Raw genomic sequence first — 17,501 nt, forward strand, 5'->3', positions numbered from 1 at the left:
CGCCGTCGCTCTGGCGTCGGTGAGCGGGATCACCTCTCGGCGGGGGCACGCCGCGACTCCAGCCGAACGGTAATTCGCAGCGGCAAAGGTTGGGCCCGGGGACACCCGTTCACCGACTGATCCGTACAACGAGCGACCCGGGCCGAGCATTCCCGGCATAACGCGCGGATCGGGTCGAAGCGTGGTGCCGCTGCTCCGGGTGGTGGACGGGGTCACGCTCGGCTGTGGCCGGCGGAGCCTTTCGGGCCGCCGCCGCCCAGGCTTTCCAGGCCGGCGATCAGTACGTCCAGGCCGGCGTGGAACTCGACCTCGGGTGTGCTCGCGGCGGCGGCGCCGGCGATCTCGATCAGGTACGGGAAGTGCTCGGCGGGCAGCGCCCGGGCCCGGTCGGTGATCGCCCGGACGTCTTCGTCGGGGGCGATCGACAGCGGCCCGGCCAGTTCGGCCTGGGCGAAGCCGGTGACGAAGCCGGTCACGGCGCGGAAGGCGTACAGCAGGTCGGCCCCGCGCCGGCCGCTGCGGGCGAGGGCGCGCAGCAGCGCCTCGCCGTGCGCCAGGGTCGCCGGGTCGGTGATCCGGCGGGTCAGGATCAGCGGGATGACGTCCGGATGGGCGCGGACGGCACGCCAGTTCGCCTCGGCGAGCCGGCGGGTCTCGATCCGCCAGTCGGTGTCCTCGGCGTGTTCGGTGACCGCCGGCAGCGCGTCCGCCAGCACGGCCTCGACCAGCAGCCCCTCCAGGCCCTCGCGCCCGTCCACGTAGTTGTAGATCGTCATCGCCCCGGTGCCCAGGGCGGCGGCGAGGCTGCGCATGGTCAACGCGGCCAGGCCGTGGGCGTCGACCAGGGTCAGGGCCGCCGTGCGCAGTTGTTCGCGGCTGAACTTTCGGGGCGCGGGCACGATGCTCCTCCTTGACGTACGTACAACGTACGTGTTCGACTGGCGCTGTTCACGTACAGAGTACGTCAACGTGCTCCCGGCGGCCCGCGCCGGCCCGGCCCGGCGCGCCCGGAGGCGCCCGATTTCCCCCTGCGGCAAGGAGTTTCGATGACCCACGTCGACCCGTTCGAACATGCCCTGCGATTGGCCGACGACGGCCGGATCGACGCCGGTGAACGCCGGATGGGCGGGGCCTCGTCCGGTTGGCAGGTGGCCGCCTTCCACGCCGAGACGGACGCGGACCTGCACGCCGACCACTGGGAGATGCACCCGGAATCGGACGAGGTGGTGTGCGTGTGGACGGGCGCGGTGCGGATGATCCTGCGTGTTGCGGACGGGGTCGGCGAGGAGCCGCCGGTCGTGCTGCGCTCCGGTGCCGCGTTCGTGGTGCCGCGGGGGCGGTGGCATCGGCTCGAACCGGAGGCACCCGCCGACCTGATGTCGATCGCCCGACGCTCCGGAACCCGCCTGGAACGACGCGCCGAGACCGGGTGGGGGCGGGCGTGAGCGCGACGATCGAAGCCCCGGCCGAGTCGGGCCGGTTGCCCCGGGCCACCCGGATATTGCTGGTCGTGGTGCTGACCGTGCAGTTCACCGTCGCGCTGGACCTGTCGGTGGTCAATGTGGCCCTGCCGGACATCCGGGACGACCTCGGCTTCGGCGCCGACGGGCTGCCGTGGGTGGTGAACGCGTATGCGCTGAGCTTCGGTGGGCTGCTGATGCTCGGCGGCCGGATCGGGGACCTGATCGGGCGCCGGCGCACGCTCCTCGCGGGCCTGACCGTGTTCGGCCTGGCCGGTCTCGCGGGCGGCCTGGCCACATCCCCCGGGGCGTTGATCGCCGCCCGCGCGGTGCAGGGGATCGGCGCCGCCGCGCTGGCGCCGGTGGCGTTCGCGCTGATCACGGTGACGTTCCCGGCCGGGCCCGCCCGGTCCAGGGCGCTCGGGTGGTGGGGTGCGACGGCCGCGGCCGGCGGCGCGTTCGGGGTGCTGATCGGGGGGCTGCTCACCGAGTCGGTGGGCTGGCAGGCGGTCATGCTGATCAACGTGCCGATCGTGGCCTTCGCGCTGCTCGCCGCACTGCGACTGCCCGCCGATCGACCCGAGCCCGGACGCGCGTCCAGGCTCGACCCGGCCGGCGCGCTGCTGGTCACCGCAGGGGCGACCACTTTGGTCCTGGGTGTGGTGCGGGCCGAGCGACAGGGTTGGGGGTCGCTCGCCACGCTCGGTACGCTCGCGGCGGCGGCGGTCCTGCTCGCGGCCTTCGTGCTGGTCGAACTGCGGTCCACCGAGCCGCTGTTGCGAATGGGGCTGTTGACCCATCGGCCCGTGCTCGGCGCGAACCTGTTCATGATGCTGCTGTTCTCCGGGCAGTTCGCCGCGTTCTACTTCACCTCGCTCTACCTCCAGCAGGTGCTCGACTACGGACCGGCCGCCGCCGGCGCGGCCTTCGTGCCGTTCTCCGGCGGCATCGTGATCGGCTCGGTGCTGGCGACCAGGACGGTGGCCCGACTCGGTGCCGGCCGGCTGCTGGGGTTGGGTGGGGTGCTCGTGGCGGTCGGATTCGGTTGGTTCGGGCTCGCGTTCGACGTCGACGGTACGTTCCTGCGCTCGATCCTGGGCCCGTCGCTGGTCGCGAGCATCGGCGCGGGCTTGTGCTTCGTGCCGCTGGGCACCGCCGCGACCGCCGGTGTGCCGGGCCACGAGGCCGGGATGGCGGGCGGATTGATCAACAGCTCGCGGCAGATAGGTGGTTCGATCGGTCTGGCCGCCCTGGTCACTCTGGCGGCTTCGGTCACCGGCCCCGGTGGCGACGCCTCGAAACGCGAACTCGCGCACGGATACGCGGTCGCGCTGGGTGCGGCGGGCGGCCTGCTCGTACTCGCTGCGGTGGTCGCGCTGGTGCTGGTGCCGGCGAAGGTCGGCAGTGGCGACTGATCGCGAGCCGCGAGCCGCGATCCGCGATCCGTGTGCGTGTGGTCCCGGCCGCGAACTCGACGGCAAGGGAGTACATATCGGCCTCTTTCGTTCGATCGCGTCGGATGGTGAGCAACCGGTGCGCGGACAGTGCTGCGTTGTTGCTGACTCTGCGTCAGACTGACGGAGGGTCGGAGGTCCACGCACCCGCCGGTGACCGGCGTACGGCGTGCCGCACGAGCGGGCGAGCGCGCGCGTACGACTCGAGGGGAGACCGATGAGTGGATTAGCGCGTGTGTTTCGTCGAGCGGGTGCGGCGGTGGCCGCAGCCGCCGTGCTGGTGCCGCTGGGCGTCGTCCTGGCCGCGCCCGCGAGTGCCGCGTCCGCCGCGTGCACGGCTCGGACCGGGCCGTATCAGCGCCAGGTCGAGAAGGCGTTGGGGCTCAAGGTGGACGGCCGACAGTCCACCGCCGACTGCCGGGCCATCCGCGGCTATCAACAGCGGCAGGGCATTCGCCCGGCGGCCGGCTACGCCGGTCCGGTCACCTATCGCTCCCTCCAGCGTCAGGGCGGCGAGGGTGGCTGCCCGACCGACGTCGGTCGGATCGCGTGTGTGGACCTCGGTCGGCAGGTGAGCTGGATCCAGGACGGCGCGAAGCGCGTCTACGGGCCGGTCGCGATCCGCTCCGGACGGGACGGGTTCGAGACCCGCACCGGTCTGCACAAGGTCTACTACCGGGCGAAGAACCACTGGTCGACGCTCTACGACGTGGCCATGCCGTACAGCCAATTCTTCGACGGCGGCATCGCGTTCCACGCGATCGACGGCTCGATCACCTCGCCGCCGGGCTCGCACGGCTGCGTCAACATGCGGCCGGGGGACGCCCAGGCGTACTGGGGCCTGCTGCGCACGGGCGACGAGGTGTACGTGTACGGGCGCAAGCCCGGGACGTGACGGGCGGGTTCGGGTCGTTCCTCCCGGCCGGCCCCGGGTGGCGCGCGGGTCAGACCGCGCGCAGCGCGCCCGGGTGCCGGCCGGTGAGGTGATCCAACGCGGCCGAGGTGGGCTCGTCGACCGGGAGGTAGACGAGCAGGGTCTGGTCGACGTCGGCCAGGTCGAGAATCTCGCGCTCCAGGCGGAGTTCGCCCGCCTCCGGATGGGCCAGGCGCTCGATGCCGACCCGGCGCGGCACGGTGGCGGGTGTGGCCATCCGGGCGATGAACGCGGTGCCGGCGGTGATGGCCAGCCCGTCGAGGAAGTCCTGCACGTACGGATCGTCGAACCCGGCCGCCGTCCGCAGGATCGCGGCGTGTTCGTCGGCTATCCGGTCCCAGTCGGGATAGGCCGCGCGTGCCCGGTGATCGGTGAACACGTAGCGTGCGAGGTTGGGTTGCTCGTCGTCCAGGATGCCCAGCGGGCGGGCGAGGCGCTCGTAGCCGTTGGTGAAGGCGAGCACGTCGCCGAGCCGGTTGACCAGCAGTGCCGGAGCCGGTTCGAGCCGCTCCAGGAGTGCGCGCACGGTGGGTCGCACGGCCCGGGCCGGCGGTTGCCCGTTCGTGCACGGGAACATCTCGCCCGCGGCGGCCTTGGCCAGCTTGCGCACGTGCATGCGCTCCTCCGAGGTCAGCCGGAGCGCGTCCGCCAGCGCCGCCAGGACCGCACCGGACGGGTGGCGGTCGCGGCCCTGTTCCAGCCGGGCGAGGTACTCGACGCTCACCCCGGCCAGGGTCGCCAACTCGGACCGGCGCAGGCCCGGGGTGCGTCGCCGGGCGCCGTCGGGCAGCCCGACGTCGGCGGGCCGAACCGCCGCGCGGCGGTCGCGGAGGTACGTACCAAGTTCGTTCTCGCTCACGGCCCGCAGTCTAGGGCGTGCCCTCGATCCCGTCGTGGTCGCTGCTTTGCCGTCTCGGCTGCCGGTGCTCAGTGGTCGGCGCGGCGGGCCGCGACCGCGCTCAGGCGCTGGATGTCGGTGACCGTCTCGGCCAGGACGGCGAGTTGGCGGCGGAACGCGACGAAGTCGCGGGCCTGCCAGGCCAGTGCGGCCTGCTCCAGCGCGTGCTCGACGGCCCGCTCGTAGTGCGCCCGGGTCGCGTCGTCCACCCTGGACAACACGGCCGCGTCGATGTGCGGGCGCAGCGGGCTGTCGTCGATGACGATGCGCACGTTCGGGCGTTCCATGGCGTCCACGGTCGCATCGTCCACCGGGCCGGGGCAGCCGGCGCACGGGGCGCGCACCGATGCGGACGGTGAGCGGTCGGGGGCGGAGCACTCGGTCACGGTTGGGCGAGCGCGCGCGGGCGGACGGCCGGTTCGGGGTGCGCCCGAGGTGTCCGCCGGTGGCCCGAGCCGACCGACCGCGCGGCGAGGGCGCATGCTGGAGAGTGTGAAGTCCGATCGGCTGCTGTCCATCCTGTTGCTGCTCCAGACCCGTGGTCGGGTGCCGGCGGCCGAGTTGGCCGACCGGTTGGAGGTGTCGACACGGACCATCTACCGCGACGTCGAGGCACTGTCCACGGCCGGCGTGCCGGTCTATGCCGAGCGCGGTCGGCACGGCGGGATCTCGCTGCTGCCCGGATTCCGGACCGATGTCACCGGCCTCACCTCGGACGAGGCCCGCGCCCTGTTCGTGCTCGCCGAGCAGGGCACCCACGCGGCGCTCGGCCTGGACGGCGCGCTGGGCTCGGCACTGCGCAAGGTGATGGCCGCGCTGCCCGCGCCGCATCGGCCCGCCGCCGAGGAGATGAGCCGCCGGGTGCTGATCGACCCGCAGCGGTGGATGGTCGGACCACAACCGGCGGTGGACGTGGGCGCGTTGCAGGACGCGGTGTTCGCCGAGCGACGGTTGTCGATCCGCTATCGGCGCAGCGGGGCCAGGACGGCTCGGACGTACACGGTCGACCCGTACGGGCTGGTGGCCAAGGCGGGCACCTGGTACCTGGTCGCGGATCGCAACGGGTCGCCCCGGTTGTTCCACACCGATCGGCTCACCGCATTGACCGTCACCGAGGAGCCGGTGCGGCGCCGGGCCGGGGTCGAACTGGCCGAGGTGTGGCATGCGTTGCGTCGGGGCATCGACGAGCAGCCGGCCGTGGTGCGGATTCGGGCCCGGGTGCGGCGGACCCGGCTGGACATGTTCGTGCGGATCATCGGGGCCTGGCTGACCGGAGCGCCGCAGGAGCACGATGCCGAGTGGGTCACGGTCGAATTGGGCTACCCGGCGCTCGGCGCGGTCCGCCAACTGCTCCAGTTCGGCACCGACGTGGAGGTGCTGGATCCGCCGGAGGCACGTCGGACGGTGGCCGAGACGGCGACGACGATCGCCCGGGCGTACGGGTGAGTGGTGCGCGCGGTGCCCACCGGGCGGGCGGATCCGGGGCCACGAGTTCGGGCGATCGGGTGCTTTTCGGGCGGCGGTGGTACGGGGGAACCGGCGGAACCATCGTGTCCGCATCGCTCCGTGTTCATACGATCATCGGAACATGATGGCGAGGGCTTGGGGGCACGGCGGTGCGGGTCGAGGATCTGTTGGGCATGCCCGAGCTGCGACTGGCCCTGCTGGCGGGTACGGAGGGGCTCGCGCGCGAGGTGCTTCGGGTCTGCGCCGCGGATCCGGTCGACCCCGGCGGGGGCCTGCTCGGCGGCGAACTCGTGGTGCTGCCCGCGGACGGCTACGACCCCGGGCGCGGGGATCTCGCGCGGGCGCTCGCGGCCGGCGGCGCCGCGGCGGTCGTGGCCCTGCCCGAGGCCCGCGAGGGGACCGACGGCACCGAACCGGCCCCCGACGAGGTGCCGTACGCGCTGGTCCAGGTGTGCGCGCGGGCCGGCCTGCCGCTGCTCCTGGCGCCGCGCGCGGCCTCGGCGGTGCGGATCGCCGAGGTGGTCGCGCACCGGCTCGCCCTCGAACACGGGCCGGGCGCCGGGCGGTTGCCGAGTCGGCAGCGGCGCCTGATCACGGCGCTGGCCGAAGGCGCGGACACCCAGGACCTGCTGGACCTGCTCGCCCGCGAACTCGGCGCGGCCTGCCGGGTGCTGACCCCCGCCGGGCGAGTGCTCGCCGCAGCACCGGCGGCCGGGGCGGAGGCCGCGTGCGTCGCGGCCGATCCGGTCGAGCTCGCGCGCGGCGCGCTCGCGGCGGCGCGGCTGCCGGCGGTGATCGACGGCGAGACGGTGTTCGCGCTCGGTCGGGGCTCGACGTTCGCCGGCTACCTCGTGTGTGCCGGCGACCGCACCGACGACGACGCGCTCGCCCAGGCCGCCGACCTGCTGCTGCTCGGCGGTGCACGGCGGGCCGAGCGGCTGGGCGTGGAACGGGCGCACGCCTGGGAACTGGTCGACCTGGTCGAGTCGGACGCGGCCCCGGACGCGGTCCGGGGCCGGTTGGGCGCGGCCGGCATCGGACCGGACGCGGCGCCGATCGTATGTTGTGCGGCGGGCGACGGCGCGGACCCGGCGACCGAGCGGCTCGTGTCGGACCTGATCGAAAGGGTGCTCGCGGCGGATCCGGCGGCACGCTGGGTGGTGGCCTGCGGCAAGGCCGAGACGGTCGTGTTCGGCTCGGCCGGGACCGGGGCCGGTGCGGCGGCCCGGATCGCGGCGGCGCTCGAACAGGCGGCGCACTGGTGGCAGCCGCTGCTGGGGACCGAGCGGGTGGCGATCGGGATTGCCGGGATGTCGCCCACGTGGGCGACGGCGCTGGCCCAGGCCAGGGGCGCGCGGGACCTCGCGTGGGCGCGCCCCGGCCGGCTCACGGTGGCCGTCGGACCGGAGATCGACGCCTATCCGGCGCTGCTGGCGGCCGTACCCGCACCGGTTCGCAGCGCGTTCGCGGATCGGGTCCTGGGGGGCCTGCGGGCGTACGACGCCGAACACGGCACCGACCTGATCGGCACCCTCGCCGCCTTTTTGGCCGCGAACGGTGCCTGGCAGCGCTGCGCCGGGACGCTGGGCGTACACGTCAGCGCGTTGCATCAACGCATGGGCCGGGTCCGGGACCTGACCGGCCGGGATCTGTTCTCCGCCCGGGACCGGGTGGATCTGCTGCTGGCGCTGGAGACCGAGCACGCCGGTTGAGCGGGGGCGGGAGGAGCGGGCCGGCGGGACGGCGGCGCGGGTCCGCGCGGCGGCCCCGTTCGGCCGGGCGCGGGCCCGCGATCGTGCACCTGCGGACGGCTACTTGGCGCCGCTGTCCTGGAGGTCGGCAAGCGACGCGGCCCAGCGGAAGTACTTGTTGCGGCCGAGGTCGCCGATCGTGGTGATCTTCAGCGACGCGAGGTGCTCGGCGTGGGCGTCGGTGATCCCGGCCAGCCCGGCGACGGGCGCGGCGAGGACTTCGCTCAGGGTCTTGTTCTCGTAGGCCTTGTCGAGCAGCTTGTCGAGGTCGGCGGTCACGGGCATGGGTGCTCCCTGCGGGATCGAGGCGGCTGGTGTCCGCATTCGACTCCCATGTTCCGCCGGCATTGTCCTGGATTGCGACATTTGTCGCGTTGTGCGTGTCGGTGGTGCCGGCGTGCGTCGCAGGGCGACCGCTCGATGTCGGCGCCGGCGCTCCAGGGGTGCGAGCGCGGCCAGGATCAACAGCGCGCACAGCAGCGGCAGCGGTACCGGATGTGGCAACGGCCAGATGCCACCTGACATTTCGGGTGCGGCCCACATGGCTGCTCCTCTCCGGTACGCGCGTCGGCGCGCTTCGGGTGGGCGGGGGCGGGTCAGGAACGGCGGATCACGATGTCGCCGGACAACGTGCGGGCGCGGACCTCGACGGTGTCGTCGCCGGCCGACGGGCCGTCCGCCGAGTTCAGCGAGTTGTGGATCCGACCGGCCGGGGATTTCAGGTCCAGCCAGGCCGAGGTGCCCTTGCGGATGCCGACCTCCAGTTCGCCGGACGCGGTCTCCAGGCGCACCGCGCCGTGCACCACCTCGCGGATGCGCACGTCGCCGGACACGGTCTTGGCACCGACGGTGGTCAGGGCGCGCTCGACGGTGATGTCGCCGAGCGTGGTGTTCAGCCGCAGGTCGCCGCTCACCGCGCCGAGCGAGATGCCGCCGGAGGTGTTGCGCACCACCGCCGTGCCGTCGATCCGGTCGATCCGGATCTCGCCGGCCGACGTGGTGACGTCGGTGTGTCCGACCGAATGGGTCACCGAGACGTCGCCCGAGGTGGCGTCGAGCTTCAGCGCGCCGGTCCGGTCCAGCCGGATGTTGCCGGCGGCGACGCTGAATCCGGCTTCGCCGATTCGGCCCTCGGTGTGGATGTCCGCTGCGGCCGCCTTGCCCTTGACCCGGGAATCGGTGGGCAGTTCGATCGTCACCTCGACCGAGGGGGATCGCCCGAAGAACGAACGGGTCCGACTCTCGGGCGTCCGCACCGTCAGGCGGCCCGACCGGTAGCGGATCGAGGTCTGCTCGGCGGCGCGCACGTCGCCGGCCTGCGACGGGTCGCTGGGGCGTACCTCGACGACGGTGTCGGTGCGGTCGCTCGCGCTGATCCGGAGGAGGCCGGCCTCCAACTCGACGGTGGCGAAGATGGGTTCGGGCGTTTCGTAGACAGGCATGGCATCCCGTTTCGGCGAAGGTGATCGGGGTGGGTGGTGGGCGCGGGTGGTCGAACCGGCCGTCCGGCGGGCCGGGTTCCGTCCCGAGGGGATTCGGTTAGCGCACCCAGCCGGTGTAGCGCTGGGCGCCGCGCGAGGTCGCACGTCCGTCCCGGCCGCGGTCCTCGGGTTCGAGCGCGGCGGAGATCATCCGGACGAGCCACGCGTTGACCGAGAGGCCCTCGCCGCTCGCGGCCTGTTCGACCCTGGACTTGACCTGATCGGACAGCCGCAGCGTGATGCGCGACGTGCCGCCCTCGTCCGCTTCCGGCGCGGGAGCGGCGGGCGGCGGGCCGGGGGGATCGCCCGGGTCGGCCTCGAAGGCGTCCTCGGCCGCGGGCTCGAAGGGCCGGGTGGCCGGCGCGGGCGTGACCAGGAAGTCCGGATCCAGCCCGCGCAGCCGCACATCCACCGAACCCGGCGCGAGTTCGCGGCTGATCTCGTCCGCGGCGGCGGACAGCGCGCCGAGCAGAGCCAGCCTGGTCGCCGACTCCAGCGGCACGATCAGCCGCTCGGCGAGCAGCCGAGACTCCGTGCCGCCCGCCTCGGCGGCGACCGCGAGTTCCCGGCAGAGCTTGTCGACGTAAGGCGCGAGGTCCATGACGTCATCATGACGTCAGAATGGCGTCATGCGCAAGCGAGAATGGCTGCGATCGTGACGTCAAAGGGCATCGCATGGCGTCATCCGGCCTACGGGTGACGTCATGCGATGCCGCGGGTGGTGCGTCCGTCGCGGCCCCGACGGTCACGACTCGTGATCGCCGGGGCCGGCGGTTCAGCGGGGGTCCGACTCGTCGTTGGTGGTCGGGGCGAGCAGGTTGTGGTTGCCGGTGAACAGGTTGTTCGGGTCGTGGGCCGCCTTGAGCTCGGCCAGGCGGAGCCGGGTGTCGGGGTCGTACATCGCGGCGACCTGATCCGGGGTGGGCGGGACGCCGTCGCCGTAGACGAAGTTGAGGTTGCGGCCCACGGACAGCGGTTTCAGTACGGCTCGGACGTCGGCCTGGAGCGCCCGCGCGACATCGAGGTCCGCCCCGTCGATCATCGCCACGACCCGGACGATGTAGCGCGCGTCGCGGTGGCCGACCGCGTTGGGCACGGCCGGCTGCCGGGAGAGCGCGCCGCCGAGGTGGCGCACCTCGTGCATGACCATCATCGGCGCGTCGGGGCCGGCGATGCGGTACACCTGCCGCAGCGTCTCCGGATCCAGGTCGCGGACCAGGACGTTGTCGCCGAGGTAGGCGTGCGGATGGGCGGGGTCGTTGTGGATGGTGTGCGAGTCGGCGTAGGCAAGCTCGGCCAGGTTGTCGACCAGACGCGGCCCGACCGCGCGCAGCGGAGCCACCAGACGTTCCCCGTCCGCGACTTCGCCGGTGTGCACGATCTTGATGGACGCGGTGTGCCGGCCGCGCAACGGCGGCGGGACCTGCTCGATGTCGGGCAGACCGATGAACGAGATCGACGAGGTGACCTGCTCCGGCACCGTCTCGGTCCAGGCGAGCCAGGCCGCGGTGGCCGCCTCGACGTGGTCGGCGTCGAAGATCAGCGAACCGCCGTACACCCGGGCCACCGGGAACAGCTCGAACTCGATCGAGGTGACGATGCCGAAGTTGTCCCGGCCGCCGCGCAGCGCCCAGAACAGGTCGCCGTCGCTCTCGGCGGTGACCCGCCGCACCATCGCGTCGGCGGTGACCACCTCGATGGCCAGGACATGATCGGCGGCATAGCCGAACTCGCGCGCCATCAGGCCCAGTCCGCCGCCCAGCGTGTAGGCGACGACCCCGACGTGCGGGGCCGAGCCGTTGAGCGGGGCCAGCCCGTGCGGGGTGCTCTCGGCCACCACCCGCTCCCAGCGCGCACCGGCCTGGGCCCACGCGGTCCGCGCCCGCGGGTCGACCCGGACCTCGGCCATCCGTCGGGTGGAGATCAGCACGCCGCCCGGGGCCGCGCTCGCCGGAGCGTGCCCGGTGGCCCGGACCGCCACCGGCAGCCCGTGCGCCCGGGCGAACTCGACCGCGAGCCGCACGTCCTCGGCGTCGGCCGCGCCCACGATCACGTCCGGCCGGGGTCGGAACGCGGTCTGGAATCCGGACCGCTCGTCGTCGTACCCGGCGTCGCCCGGCACGACCACGACACCCTCGACCCGCGCGGTCAGCGTGGCGATCGCGGCGGCGAATTCCGGGTCGCCGCCCGGTTGTGCGGCGGCGTTGTTCGCGGTCATCGCAGACTCCTTCGCTCGAGGGCGCCCGGAGCGGCGCCCCTGGTTTTGTGCGGCCACTCTCCCTCGATAACTTGACACCCGCCGTCAAGTTTTCGGACGGGTTCAGCGCGCGGCCGAGCCGGCGCCCGGCCCGGATTCGCTAGGCGACCCGCTGCGCGACGGGTGTGTCGAGGTCCTCCTCCCTGCTCGTCGGGAGGTCGCGTTGGTGGGCCATCGGTGAGAACAGCAGGATCAGCGCGGCGGACGGGATGGCCGCCGCCATCACCCAGACGGTGGGGCGTACGCCGATCGTCGAGCCCAACGCGCCGGCCAGGACCGCGCCCACCGGGATGGTGCCGTAGTTGACGAACTGCATGCTGGCGGCCATCCGGCCGAGCAACCTCGGCGGGCAGTAGCTCTGTTGGAACCCCGCCTTGATCACGTTGCCCGCCACGACCCCCGCCACCATGGCGAAGTTGCCCACCACGAACAGGGCGAGCCTGGGTCCCTCGGCGGCCAGCGGGACGAGCAGGACGATCACCGGCAGACCCAGTTCGAACACGATCGTGGCCCGCGCGGTGCCGATCCGCGCCGCGACCCGGCGGCCGATGAAGGCCCCCGCCACGCCGCCCAGCGAGCCGATCGCGATCAGGCCGCCGACCGCTCCGGGGCTGACCCCGATCGTCCGGACCAGGAACACCACCTGGACCGATTGCAGCCCGATCAGAGCGAGGTTGGACACGCCGCCGAACAGCGCGAACGTGCGCAACCATCGGTCGTGGGCGACCAGCCGCAACCCCTCCCCGATCTCGCGGATCAGCGAGGGCTCGGCGCTCGGGTCGGCCGCCGGGTCCGGGTGGGCCGACTGCTCGCGGTGCCGGATGTTCAGGAGACATGCGAACGAGGTCAGGAACGTGCCCGCGTTGACGTACATCCCGTTGACCGCGCCCACGAGCTGCGCGATCAGGCCGCCCGCGCCGACCCCGGCGATCTGCGCGGCGGACGCGCTGCCGTGCAGCTTGCTGTTGCCCTCGGCCTGGTCGACAGGCTTCAGCAGGCTCGGCAGGTAGGCGGTGTAGGCGGTCTGGAAGAAGACCGCGGACACCCCCGTGGCGAGGGTGATCGCCAACAGCAGGCCGATGTTCAGCAACCCCGCGAAGTGCGCCAGGGGTACGGACAGAAAGAGCGCGCACGACGCCGCGGCGGCAGCGAGCATGATCGGGCGGCGCGCTATTCGGTCCACCCATACGCCCACCGGCAGCCCGATCAGCAGCCACGGCAACCAGGCCGCGGCACCGAGCAGGCCGACCTGGAACGTGCTCGCGTCCAGTGTGGAGACCGCGATCAGCGGCATCGAGACGCTGGTGACCGAGGCGCCGAACCTGCCCGTGGTCTCGCCGAACCACAACAGGCGGAAGTCGCGGTGTCGGCGGAGCAGTCCGCTCACGTCGGCTCCTCGGTGGGTGCCTCGGGCGTCGGGTCCTGGGTGGTCGGTTCGTCGGGCGTCGGTTCCGCGGATCGGCGTGGCAGCGCCTGGTACTGGAGCACGACGGTGATCGCGCCGGGCAGCTCCGGTGCCTGGGTGTACTCGCTCACGAGCGCGACCACCCGATCGTTGAGTTCGGCGAGCTGATCGGCCGTCAGGCGGGCGCCGCTCCAGTCGGAGACGGCCCGGGCCCGGACCCATTCCGGACCCATCTCCTGGGCGTCGGCGTAGGTGGCCACCATGCGCTCGGCCTGTTGGCGCAGCGCCTCGTCCTCGTACACCGCCAGCGCGCCGCTCGTGGCCGGGTCGTCACGGAAGTCGCTGGTGTTCAGTTGGCGCGGGTTGTAGACGGCCCGCCACCAGCGCTCGCGCTTGGTGCCGCGGTCGGGGTCGTCCTCGATGAAGCCGTGCTCGGCCAGGGTGCGCAGGTGCCAACTGATCGTGCCGGTGCTCTCGCCGAGCCGCGCGGCGAGTCGGGTGGCGGTGGCGGGGCCGTCCAGCTTGAGGAGTTCGACCAGGCGCATGCGCAACGGATGGGCCAGGCCACGCAGGCTGCGGGCGTCCATCCTCGGGAGGGGATTGGGCATGCCTCGACTCTAATAGGCAGAGACTTCTCTGCAAAGGACTCTCGGCAGAGAAGTCTCTGCAATTGCTGCGCCGATCTCAGGACGTGTCGGCCAAGGCCGCAGGGGACACGGGGGACGCGGGGGGCGTGGGGGACGCGGGAGTCGGCGGGTTCGGCGCCACGGGCGCGGTGGGGCTGATCGGCACCGGGACCGGGGTGGGCCGCGGTCCGTCCGAGTCGTGGGTGAAGTGCAGGATCAGCGTGACCACCAGGCCGATCACGATCACGGCCACTCCGACGAGCGCCTGGATGGTCTCGCGATGCGGGGGGCGTCGTTTCTCGGACATAGCGCCACGTTAGGCATGTCGGACGCGGGTCGGCAGGGAAAGCGCACGACTTTCGCCGCAGGTGTCGGCATACGTCCGGTCGATGGCTCCCCACCTGCGGGTTTCCGCGAGGGGATAACGTGGCGCACGCGCCGTCCGGTGCATGGCCGAGGCCGGATCCGGGCAGCGGTCCCCTTTTGTGCTCCGCCCAGCCCGTGAGGAAATTCGTGGACAAGCCCGTCCTGCTGACCGTCGACGACGATCCGGCCGTGTCCCGTGCGGTGGCCCGCGACCTGCGGCGGCAGTACGGCGACCGGCACCGCATCGTGCGCGCCGAATCCGGCGCCCAGGCGCTGGAGGCGCTGGCCGAACTGCACGAGCGGGGCGAACAGGTCGCGGTGCTGATCGCCGACCAACGCATGCCACAGATGGACGGGGTCGCCTTCCTGGAACAGGCCGCGCATCTGTACCCGCGTGCGAAACGGGTGCTGCTGACCGCCTACGCGGACACCGGCGCGGCGATCCGGGCGATCAACGACGTGGACATCGACCACTACCTGCTCAAGCCGTGGGATCCACCGGAGGAACGGCTGTACCCGGTACTGGACTCGCTGATCACCGCGTGGGAGACCGCGCCGGTGCCGGACGAGAGCTGGGCCACCGTGATCGGCGCCCGATTCTCCGCGCCCTCCTTCGAGTTGCGCGACTTCCTCGCCAACAACGGGGTGCCGTATCGCTGGTACGACGTCACCCAGGCCGAGGCGCGCCGGCTGATGCGTGAGACCGGCACCACCGAGGCCGACGTGCCGGTGGTGATCGCGCCGGACTCGACCGTGTTGCGGGCCCCGTCCAAGGGCGAACTGGCCGAGTACGTCGGCCTGTCCGTGACCGCCTCCGGCGACCTGTACGACGTGGTGATCGTCGGCGGCGGCCCGGCCGGCCTCGGCGCGGCGGTGTACGCGGCCAGCGAGGGGCTGCGCACACTGCTGGTGGAGCGCCAGGCCACCGGTGGCCAGGCCGGGCAGAGTTCGCGGATCGAGAACTATCTCGGCTTCCCTGACGGCATCTCCGGCTCGCAGTTCATCGGCCGGGCCCGCCGCCAGGCGCTCAAGTTCGGCGCCGAGATGGTCAGTACGCGCGACGTGACCGAACTGCACGTGGACGGCGAGGTGCGCACCATCTCGTGCGACGGCGACATCGTCGCCCGGGGCCATGCGGTGGTGCTCGCCACCGGCGTGTCCTATCGCACCCTGGAGGCGCCGGGCCTGGCCGAACTCACCGACCGCGGCGTGTACTACGGCGCGGCGCTGACCACCGGCCCGGACACCCGCGACCAGGACGTCTACATCGTCGGCGCGGCCAACTCGGCCGGTCAGGCCGCGGTGTTCTTCGCCCGCTATGCCCGCCGGGTGATCATCCTGGTGCGCGGTGCGGGCCTGGAGGCGTCCATGTCGCACTACCTGATCGAGCAGTTGGCGCAGATCCCCAACATCGAGGTGCGCGTGCGCACCGAGGTCTCCCACGCGCACGGCACCGGTCGGCTGCGCGAACTCACCCTGCGCGACCGCGACTCCGGCAAGGAGGAGACGGTCCCCGCGTCCTGGTTGTTCGTCTTCATCGGCGCCAGCCCGCGCACCGCGTGGCTGGACGGCAGCGGCGTGCGCCGCGACCGGGAGGGCTACATCCTCACCGGCAGCGAACTCCTCGACGACTGCGACGGCGAACTCGACGGCTGGAGTCGGCCGCCGTTCGTCCAGGAGACCGCCGTGCCGGGCGTGTTCGCCGCCGGCGACTCGCGCGCGGCCTCGGTCAAGCGGGTCGCGTCGGCGGTCGGCGAAGGTGCGATGACGGTGATGTTGGTGCACCGCTACCTGGACACGTTGGGCGCCCGGAGGGACTCCGCGGATTCCGCAGGTTCCGCGAATTCCCCGGATTCCCCGGATTCCCGCACCCCGGCGACGGAGGGCTCGCGATGAGTGTGTGCGACGTGTTGCCGCCCGAGGAACTGCGCACGCTGTTCCTGTTCGAGAAACTCCCGGACGAACACCTGAACTGGCTGTGTGCGCACGGCAAGGTCAAGGCGTTCCCGGCGAACACCACGCTCTACCACGAGGGCGACCCCGGCGAGTGCTTCTTCGTGTTGCTCTCCGGCGAGGTCACGATGAACCGCATGGTGCGCGGCGGCGAGCTGGAGGTGCACCGCTCGTCGATGCGCGGCGCCTACGTCGGCGCCGCGCTCGCCCTGGACGGCAGCGGCAACGACGGCGCCACGCCGGCCGTGCACGCATACGGCAACACCGCGCGCACGCACGTCGACTCGACCTTCTTCGTGCTGCCGGCGGCCGAACTGGCGCAGGCCTTCACCGAGTGGTTCCCGATGGCCGCGCACCTGGTCGCGGGCATGTTCCTGGGCGCGCGCCGCAACGGCTCGGCGGTCGGGCAGCGCGAGCGCATGGTGGCCCTGGGCACGCTCACCGCCGGGCTCACCCACGAGTTGGGCAACCCGGCGGCGGCAGCCGAACGGGCCGCCGCGAACCTGCGGATCCGGCTGGGCGAATTGCGCTCGGCCCGAGCCGAGTTGGCCCGCGCCGGGGCGACCGCCGAGGCGCTCGCGGCGCTGGATCGTTTGCAGGCCGAGGTGTTGGCCCACCGCGGCGCCGAGGCGCCGCGGCTGCGACCGCTGGAGTTCGCCGACCGGACCGACGAAGTGGCCGAGATCTTCGAGGACTTGGGCGTCGAGGATGCGTACGAGACGGCCCCGTCGTTCGTGAACGTGGGTCTGTACCAGGACTGGGCCCGGGACGCGGGCGCCGCGCTCGGTCCGGCCGCGCGCCCCGGATTGACCTGGCTCGCCGCCAACCTGGAGGGCGAGGCGCTGCTCGACGAGGTCGCCGACGCACTCGGCCGGATCACCGAACTGCTCTCCGCCGCCGGGCAGTACACCCAGATGGACCGGGCCCCCTACCAGGAGACCGACCTGCGCAAGGGCCTGGACAGCACGGTGGCCATGTTGGCCGGCCCGCTGCGCGACATCCGGGTCGAGCGCGAGTACGCCGAGGACCTGCCGAAGATCCAGGCGTATCCGGCCGAGCTCAACCAGGTGTGGACCAACCTGATCGACAACGCCGCCGACGCGATGGCCGGCCACGGCACGCTGACCCTGCGGGCCCGCGCGGACGCGGCGTCGGTGGTGATCGAGGTCGAGGACGACGGCCCCGGCATCCCACGCGACATCCAGGACCGGATCTTCGAGCCGTTCTTCACCACCAAGGCACTGGGCGAGGGCACCGGACTGGGCCTGGACATCTCGTACCGGATCATCGTCGAACGCCACGACGGCACGGTCACGGTCGACTCCGAACCCGGCCGCACCACCTTCCGGATCACGCTGCCGAGATAGCGCGTGGGCCCGGCGGGCGCGTGCTCGCCGGGCCGCGTCGCGCGGTGTCGCCCGGGCCGCGCCGTCGGCGGCGGCCCGGGTG

The 17,501-nt window shown here is 72.7% G+C and carries 17 protein-coding genes; 7 read left to right on the plus strand and 10 right to left on the minus strand.

Going from position 1 to position 17,501, the window contains the following annotated elements; genetic code table 11:
- Positions 1-212: 212 nt before the first annotated feature.
- Positions 213-899 carry a TetR/AcrR family transcriptional regulator gene (locus ACH4U8_RS22435; RefSeq protein WP_395779667.1) on the minus strand — a complete coding sequence of 229 codons (687 nt, stop codon included), beginning with the start codon at positions 897-899 and terminating at the stop codon, positions 213-215.
- Between the two features lie 147 nt (positions 900-1,046).
- Here ACH4U8_RS22435 and ACH4U8_RS22440 point away from each other — a divergent pair, with 147 nt between their 5' ends.
- The 3 genes from ACH4U8_RS22440 (at position 1,047) to ACH4U8_RS22450 (ending at position 3,809) form a co-directional block, all read left to right on the plus strand.
- Entirely contained in the window at positions 1,047-1,445 is a 399-nt protein-coding gene (locus tag ACH4U8_RS22440; RefSeq protein ID WP_395779669.1) for a cupin, read from the plus strand.
- Complete coding sequence (locus tag ACH4U8_RS22445) at positions 1,442-2,875, plus strand: MFS transporter (RefSeq protein ID WP_395779671.1); 1,434 nt, start codon at positions 1,442-1,444, stop codon at positions 2,873-2,875. The genes ACH4U8_RS22440 and ACH4U8_RS22445 overlap by 4 nt, the downstream gene beginning before the upstream one ends.
- Positions 2,876-3,131: 256 nt before the next feature.
- Positions 3,132-3,809, plus strand: a complete 678-nt coding sequence (locus ACH4U8_RS22450) for a L,D-transpeptidase (protein WP_379989448.1) — start codon at positions 3,132-3,134, stop codon at positions 3,807-3,809.
- Between the two features lie 49 nt (positions 3,810-3,858).
- On the opposite strand, the gene ACH4U8_RS22455 is transcribed toward ACH4U8_RS22450, so the two are convergent.
- Together ACH4U8_RS22455 and ACH4U8_RS22460 are read right to left on the minus strand one after the other, a co-directional pair.
- Positions 3,859-4,707, minus strand: coding sequence for a helix-turn-helix transcriptional regulator (locus ACH4U8_RS22455; RefSeq protein WP_360318376.1), 849 nt, complete (start codon positions 4,705-4,707; stop codon positions 3,859-3,861).
- A gap of 68 nt (positions 4,708-4,775) precedes the next feature.
- Positions 4,776-5,042 carry a hypothetical protein gene (locus ACH4U8_RS22460; protein WP_395779673.1) on the minus strand — a complete coding sequence of 89 codons (267 nt, stop codon included), beginning with the start codon at positions 5,040-5,042 and terminating at the stop codon, positions 4,776-4,778.
- Between the two features lie 196 nt (positions 5,043-5,238).
- Here ACH4U8_RS22460 and ACH4U8_RS22465 point away from each other — a divergent pair, with 196 nt between their 5' ends.
- Both ACH4U8_RS22465 and ACH4U8_RS22470 read left to right on the plus strand, forming a co-directional pair.
- Positions 5,239-6,192: a helix-turn-helix transcriptional regulator gene (locus tag ACH4U8_RS22465; protein ID WP_395780085.1), complete on the plus strand. Its 954-nt coding sequence runs from the start codon at positions 5,239-5,241 to the stop codon at positions 6,190-6,192.
- Positions 6,193-6,386: 194 nt separating this feature from the next.
- Positions 6,387-7,925, plus strand: a complete 1,539-nt coding sequence (locus tag ACH4U8_RS22470; protein ID WP_395779675.1) for a PucR family transcriptional regulator — start codon at positions 6,387-6,389, stop codon at positions 7,923-7,925.
- 99 nt (positions 7,926-8,024) lie between these two features.
- On the opposite strand, the gene ACH4U8_RS22475 is transcribed toward ACH4U8_RS22470, so the two are convergent.
- From ACH4U8_RS22475 to ACH4U8_RS22505, 7 genes are all read right to left on the minus strand, one after another.
- Positions 8,025-8,249, minus strand: coding sequence for a hypothetical protein (locus ACH4U8_RS22475; protein ID WP_078974137.1), 225 nt, complete (start codon positions 8,247-8,249; stop codon positions 8,025-8,027).
- A 311-nt stretch (positions 8,250-8,560) separates the two neighbouring features.
- Complete coding sequence (locus ACH4U8_RS22480) at positions 8,561-9,406, minus strand: DUF4097 family beta strand repeat-containing protein (RefSeq protein WP_395779677.1); 846 nt, start codon at positions 9,404-9,406, stop codon at positions 8,561-8,563.
- Between the two features lie 97 nt (positions 9,407-9,503).
- Complete coding sequence (locus ACH4U8_RS22485) at positions 9,504-10,046, minus strand: hypothetical protein (protein WP_395779679.1); 543 nt, start codon at positions 10,044-10,046, stop codon at positions 9,504-9,506.
- A 174-nt stretch (positions 10,047-10,220) separates the two neighbouring features.
- On the minus strand, positions 10,221-11,663 hold the full coding sequence (locus ACH4U8_RS22490; protein ID WP_379989456.1) for an FAD-binding oxidoreductase: 1,443 nt from the start codon (positions 11,661-11,663) through the stop codon (positions 10,221-10,223).
- Positions 11,664-11,802: 139 nt separating this feature from the next.
- Positions 11,803-13,089 (minus strand): MFS transporter, encoded by a 1,287-nt coding sequence (locus ACH4U8_RS22495; protein WP_395779681.1) that lies wholly within the window; start codon positions 13,087-13,089, stop codon positions 11,803-11,805.
- Positions 13,086-13,715 (minus strand): helix-turn-helix domain-containing protein, encoded by a 630-nt coding sequence (locus ACH4U8_RS22500; protein WP_360318390.1) that lies wholly within the window; start codon positions 13,713-13,715, stop codon positions 13,086-13,088. Before ACH4U8_RS22500 ends, ACH4U8_RS22495 begins: the two co-directional genes overlap by 4 nt.
- A 76-nt stretch (positions 13,716-13,791) precedes the next feature.
- Positions 13,792-14,040, minus strand: coding sequence for a hypothetical protein (locus ACH4U8_RS22505; RefSeq protein WP_360318392.1), 249 nt, complete (start codon positions 14,038-14,040; stop codon positions 13,792-13,794).
- A gap of 206 nt (positions 14,041-14,246) precedes the next feature.
- Here ACH4U8_RS22505 and ACH4U8_RS22510 point away from each other — a divergent pair, with 206 nt between their 5' ends.
- Positions 14,247-15,995: an FAD-dependent oxidoreductase gene (locus ACH4U8_RS22510; protein WP_395779683.1), complete on the plus strand. Its 1,749-nt coding sequence runs from the start codon at positions 14,247-14,249 to the stop codon at positions 15,993-15,995.
- Complete coding sequence (locus ACH4U8_RS22515) at positions 15,992-17,419, plus strand: ATP-binding protein (RefSeq protein ID WP_360318396.1); 1,428 nt, start codon at positions 15,992-15,994, stop codon at positions 17,417-17,419. Before ACH4U8_RS22510 ends, ACH4U8_RS22515 begins: the two co-directional genes overlap by 4 nt.
- The last annotated feature ends 82 nt before the right edge of the window (positions 17,420-17,501 follow it).

This window comes from Embleya sp. NPDC020886 (assembly GCF_044333915.1).
Classification (GTDB): domain Bacteria; phylum Actinomycetota; class Actinomycetes; order Streptomycetales; family Streptomycetaceae; genus Embleya.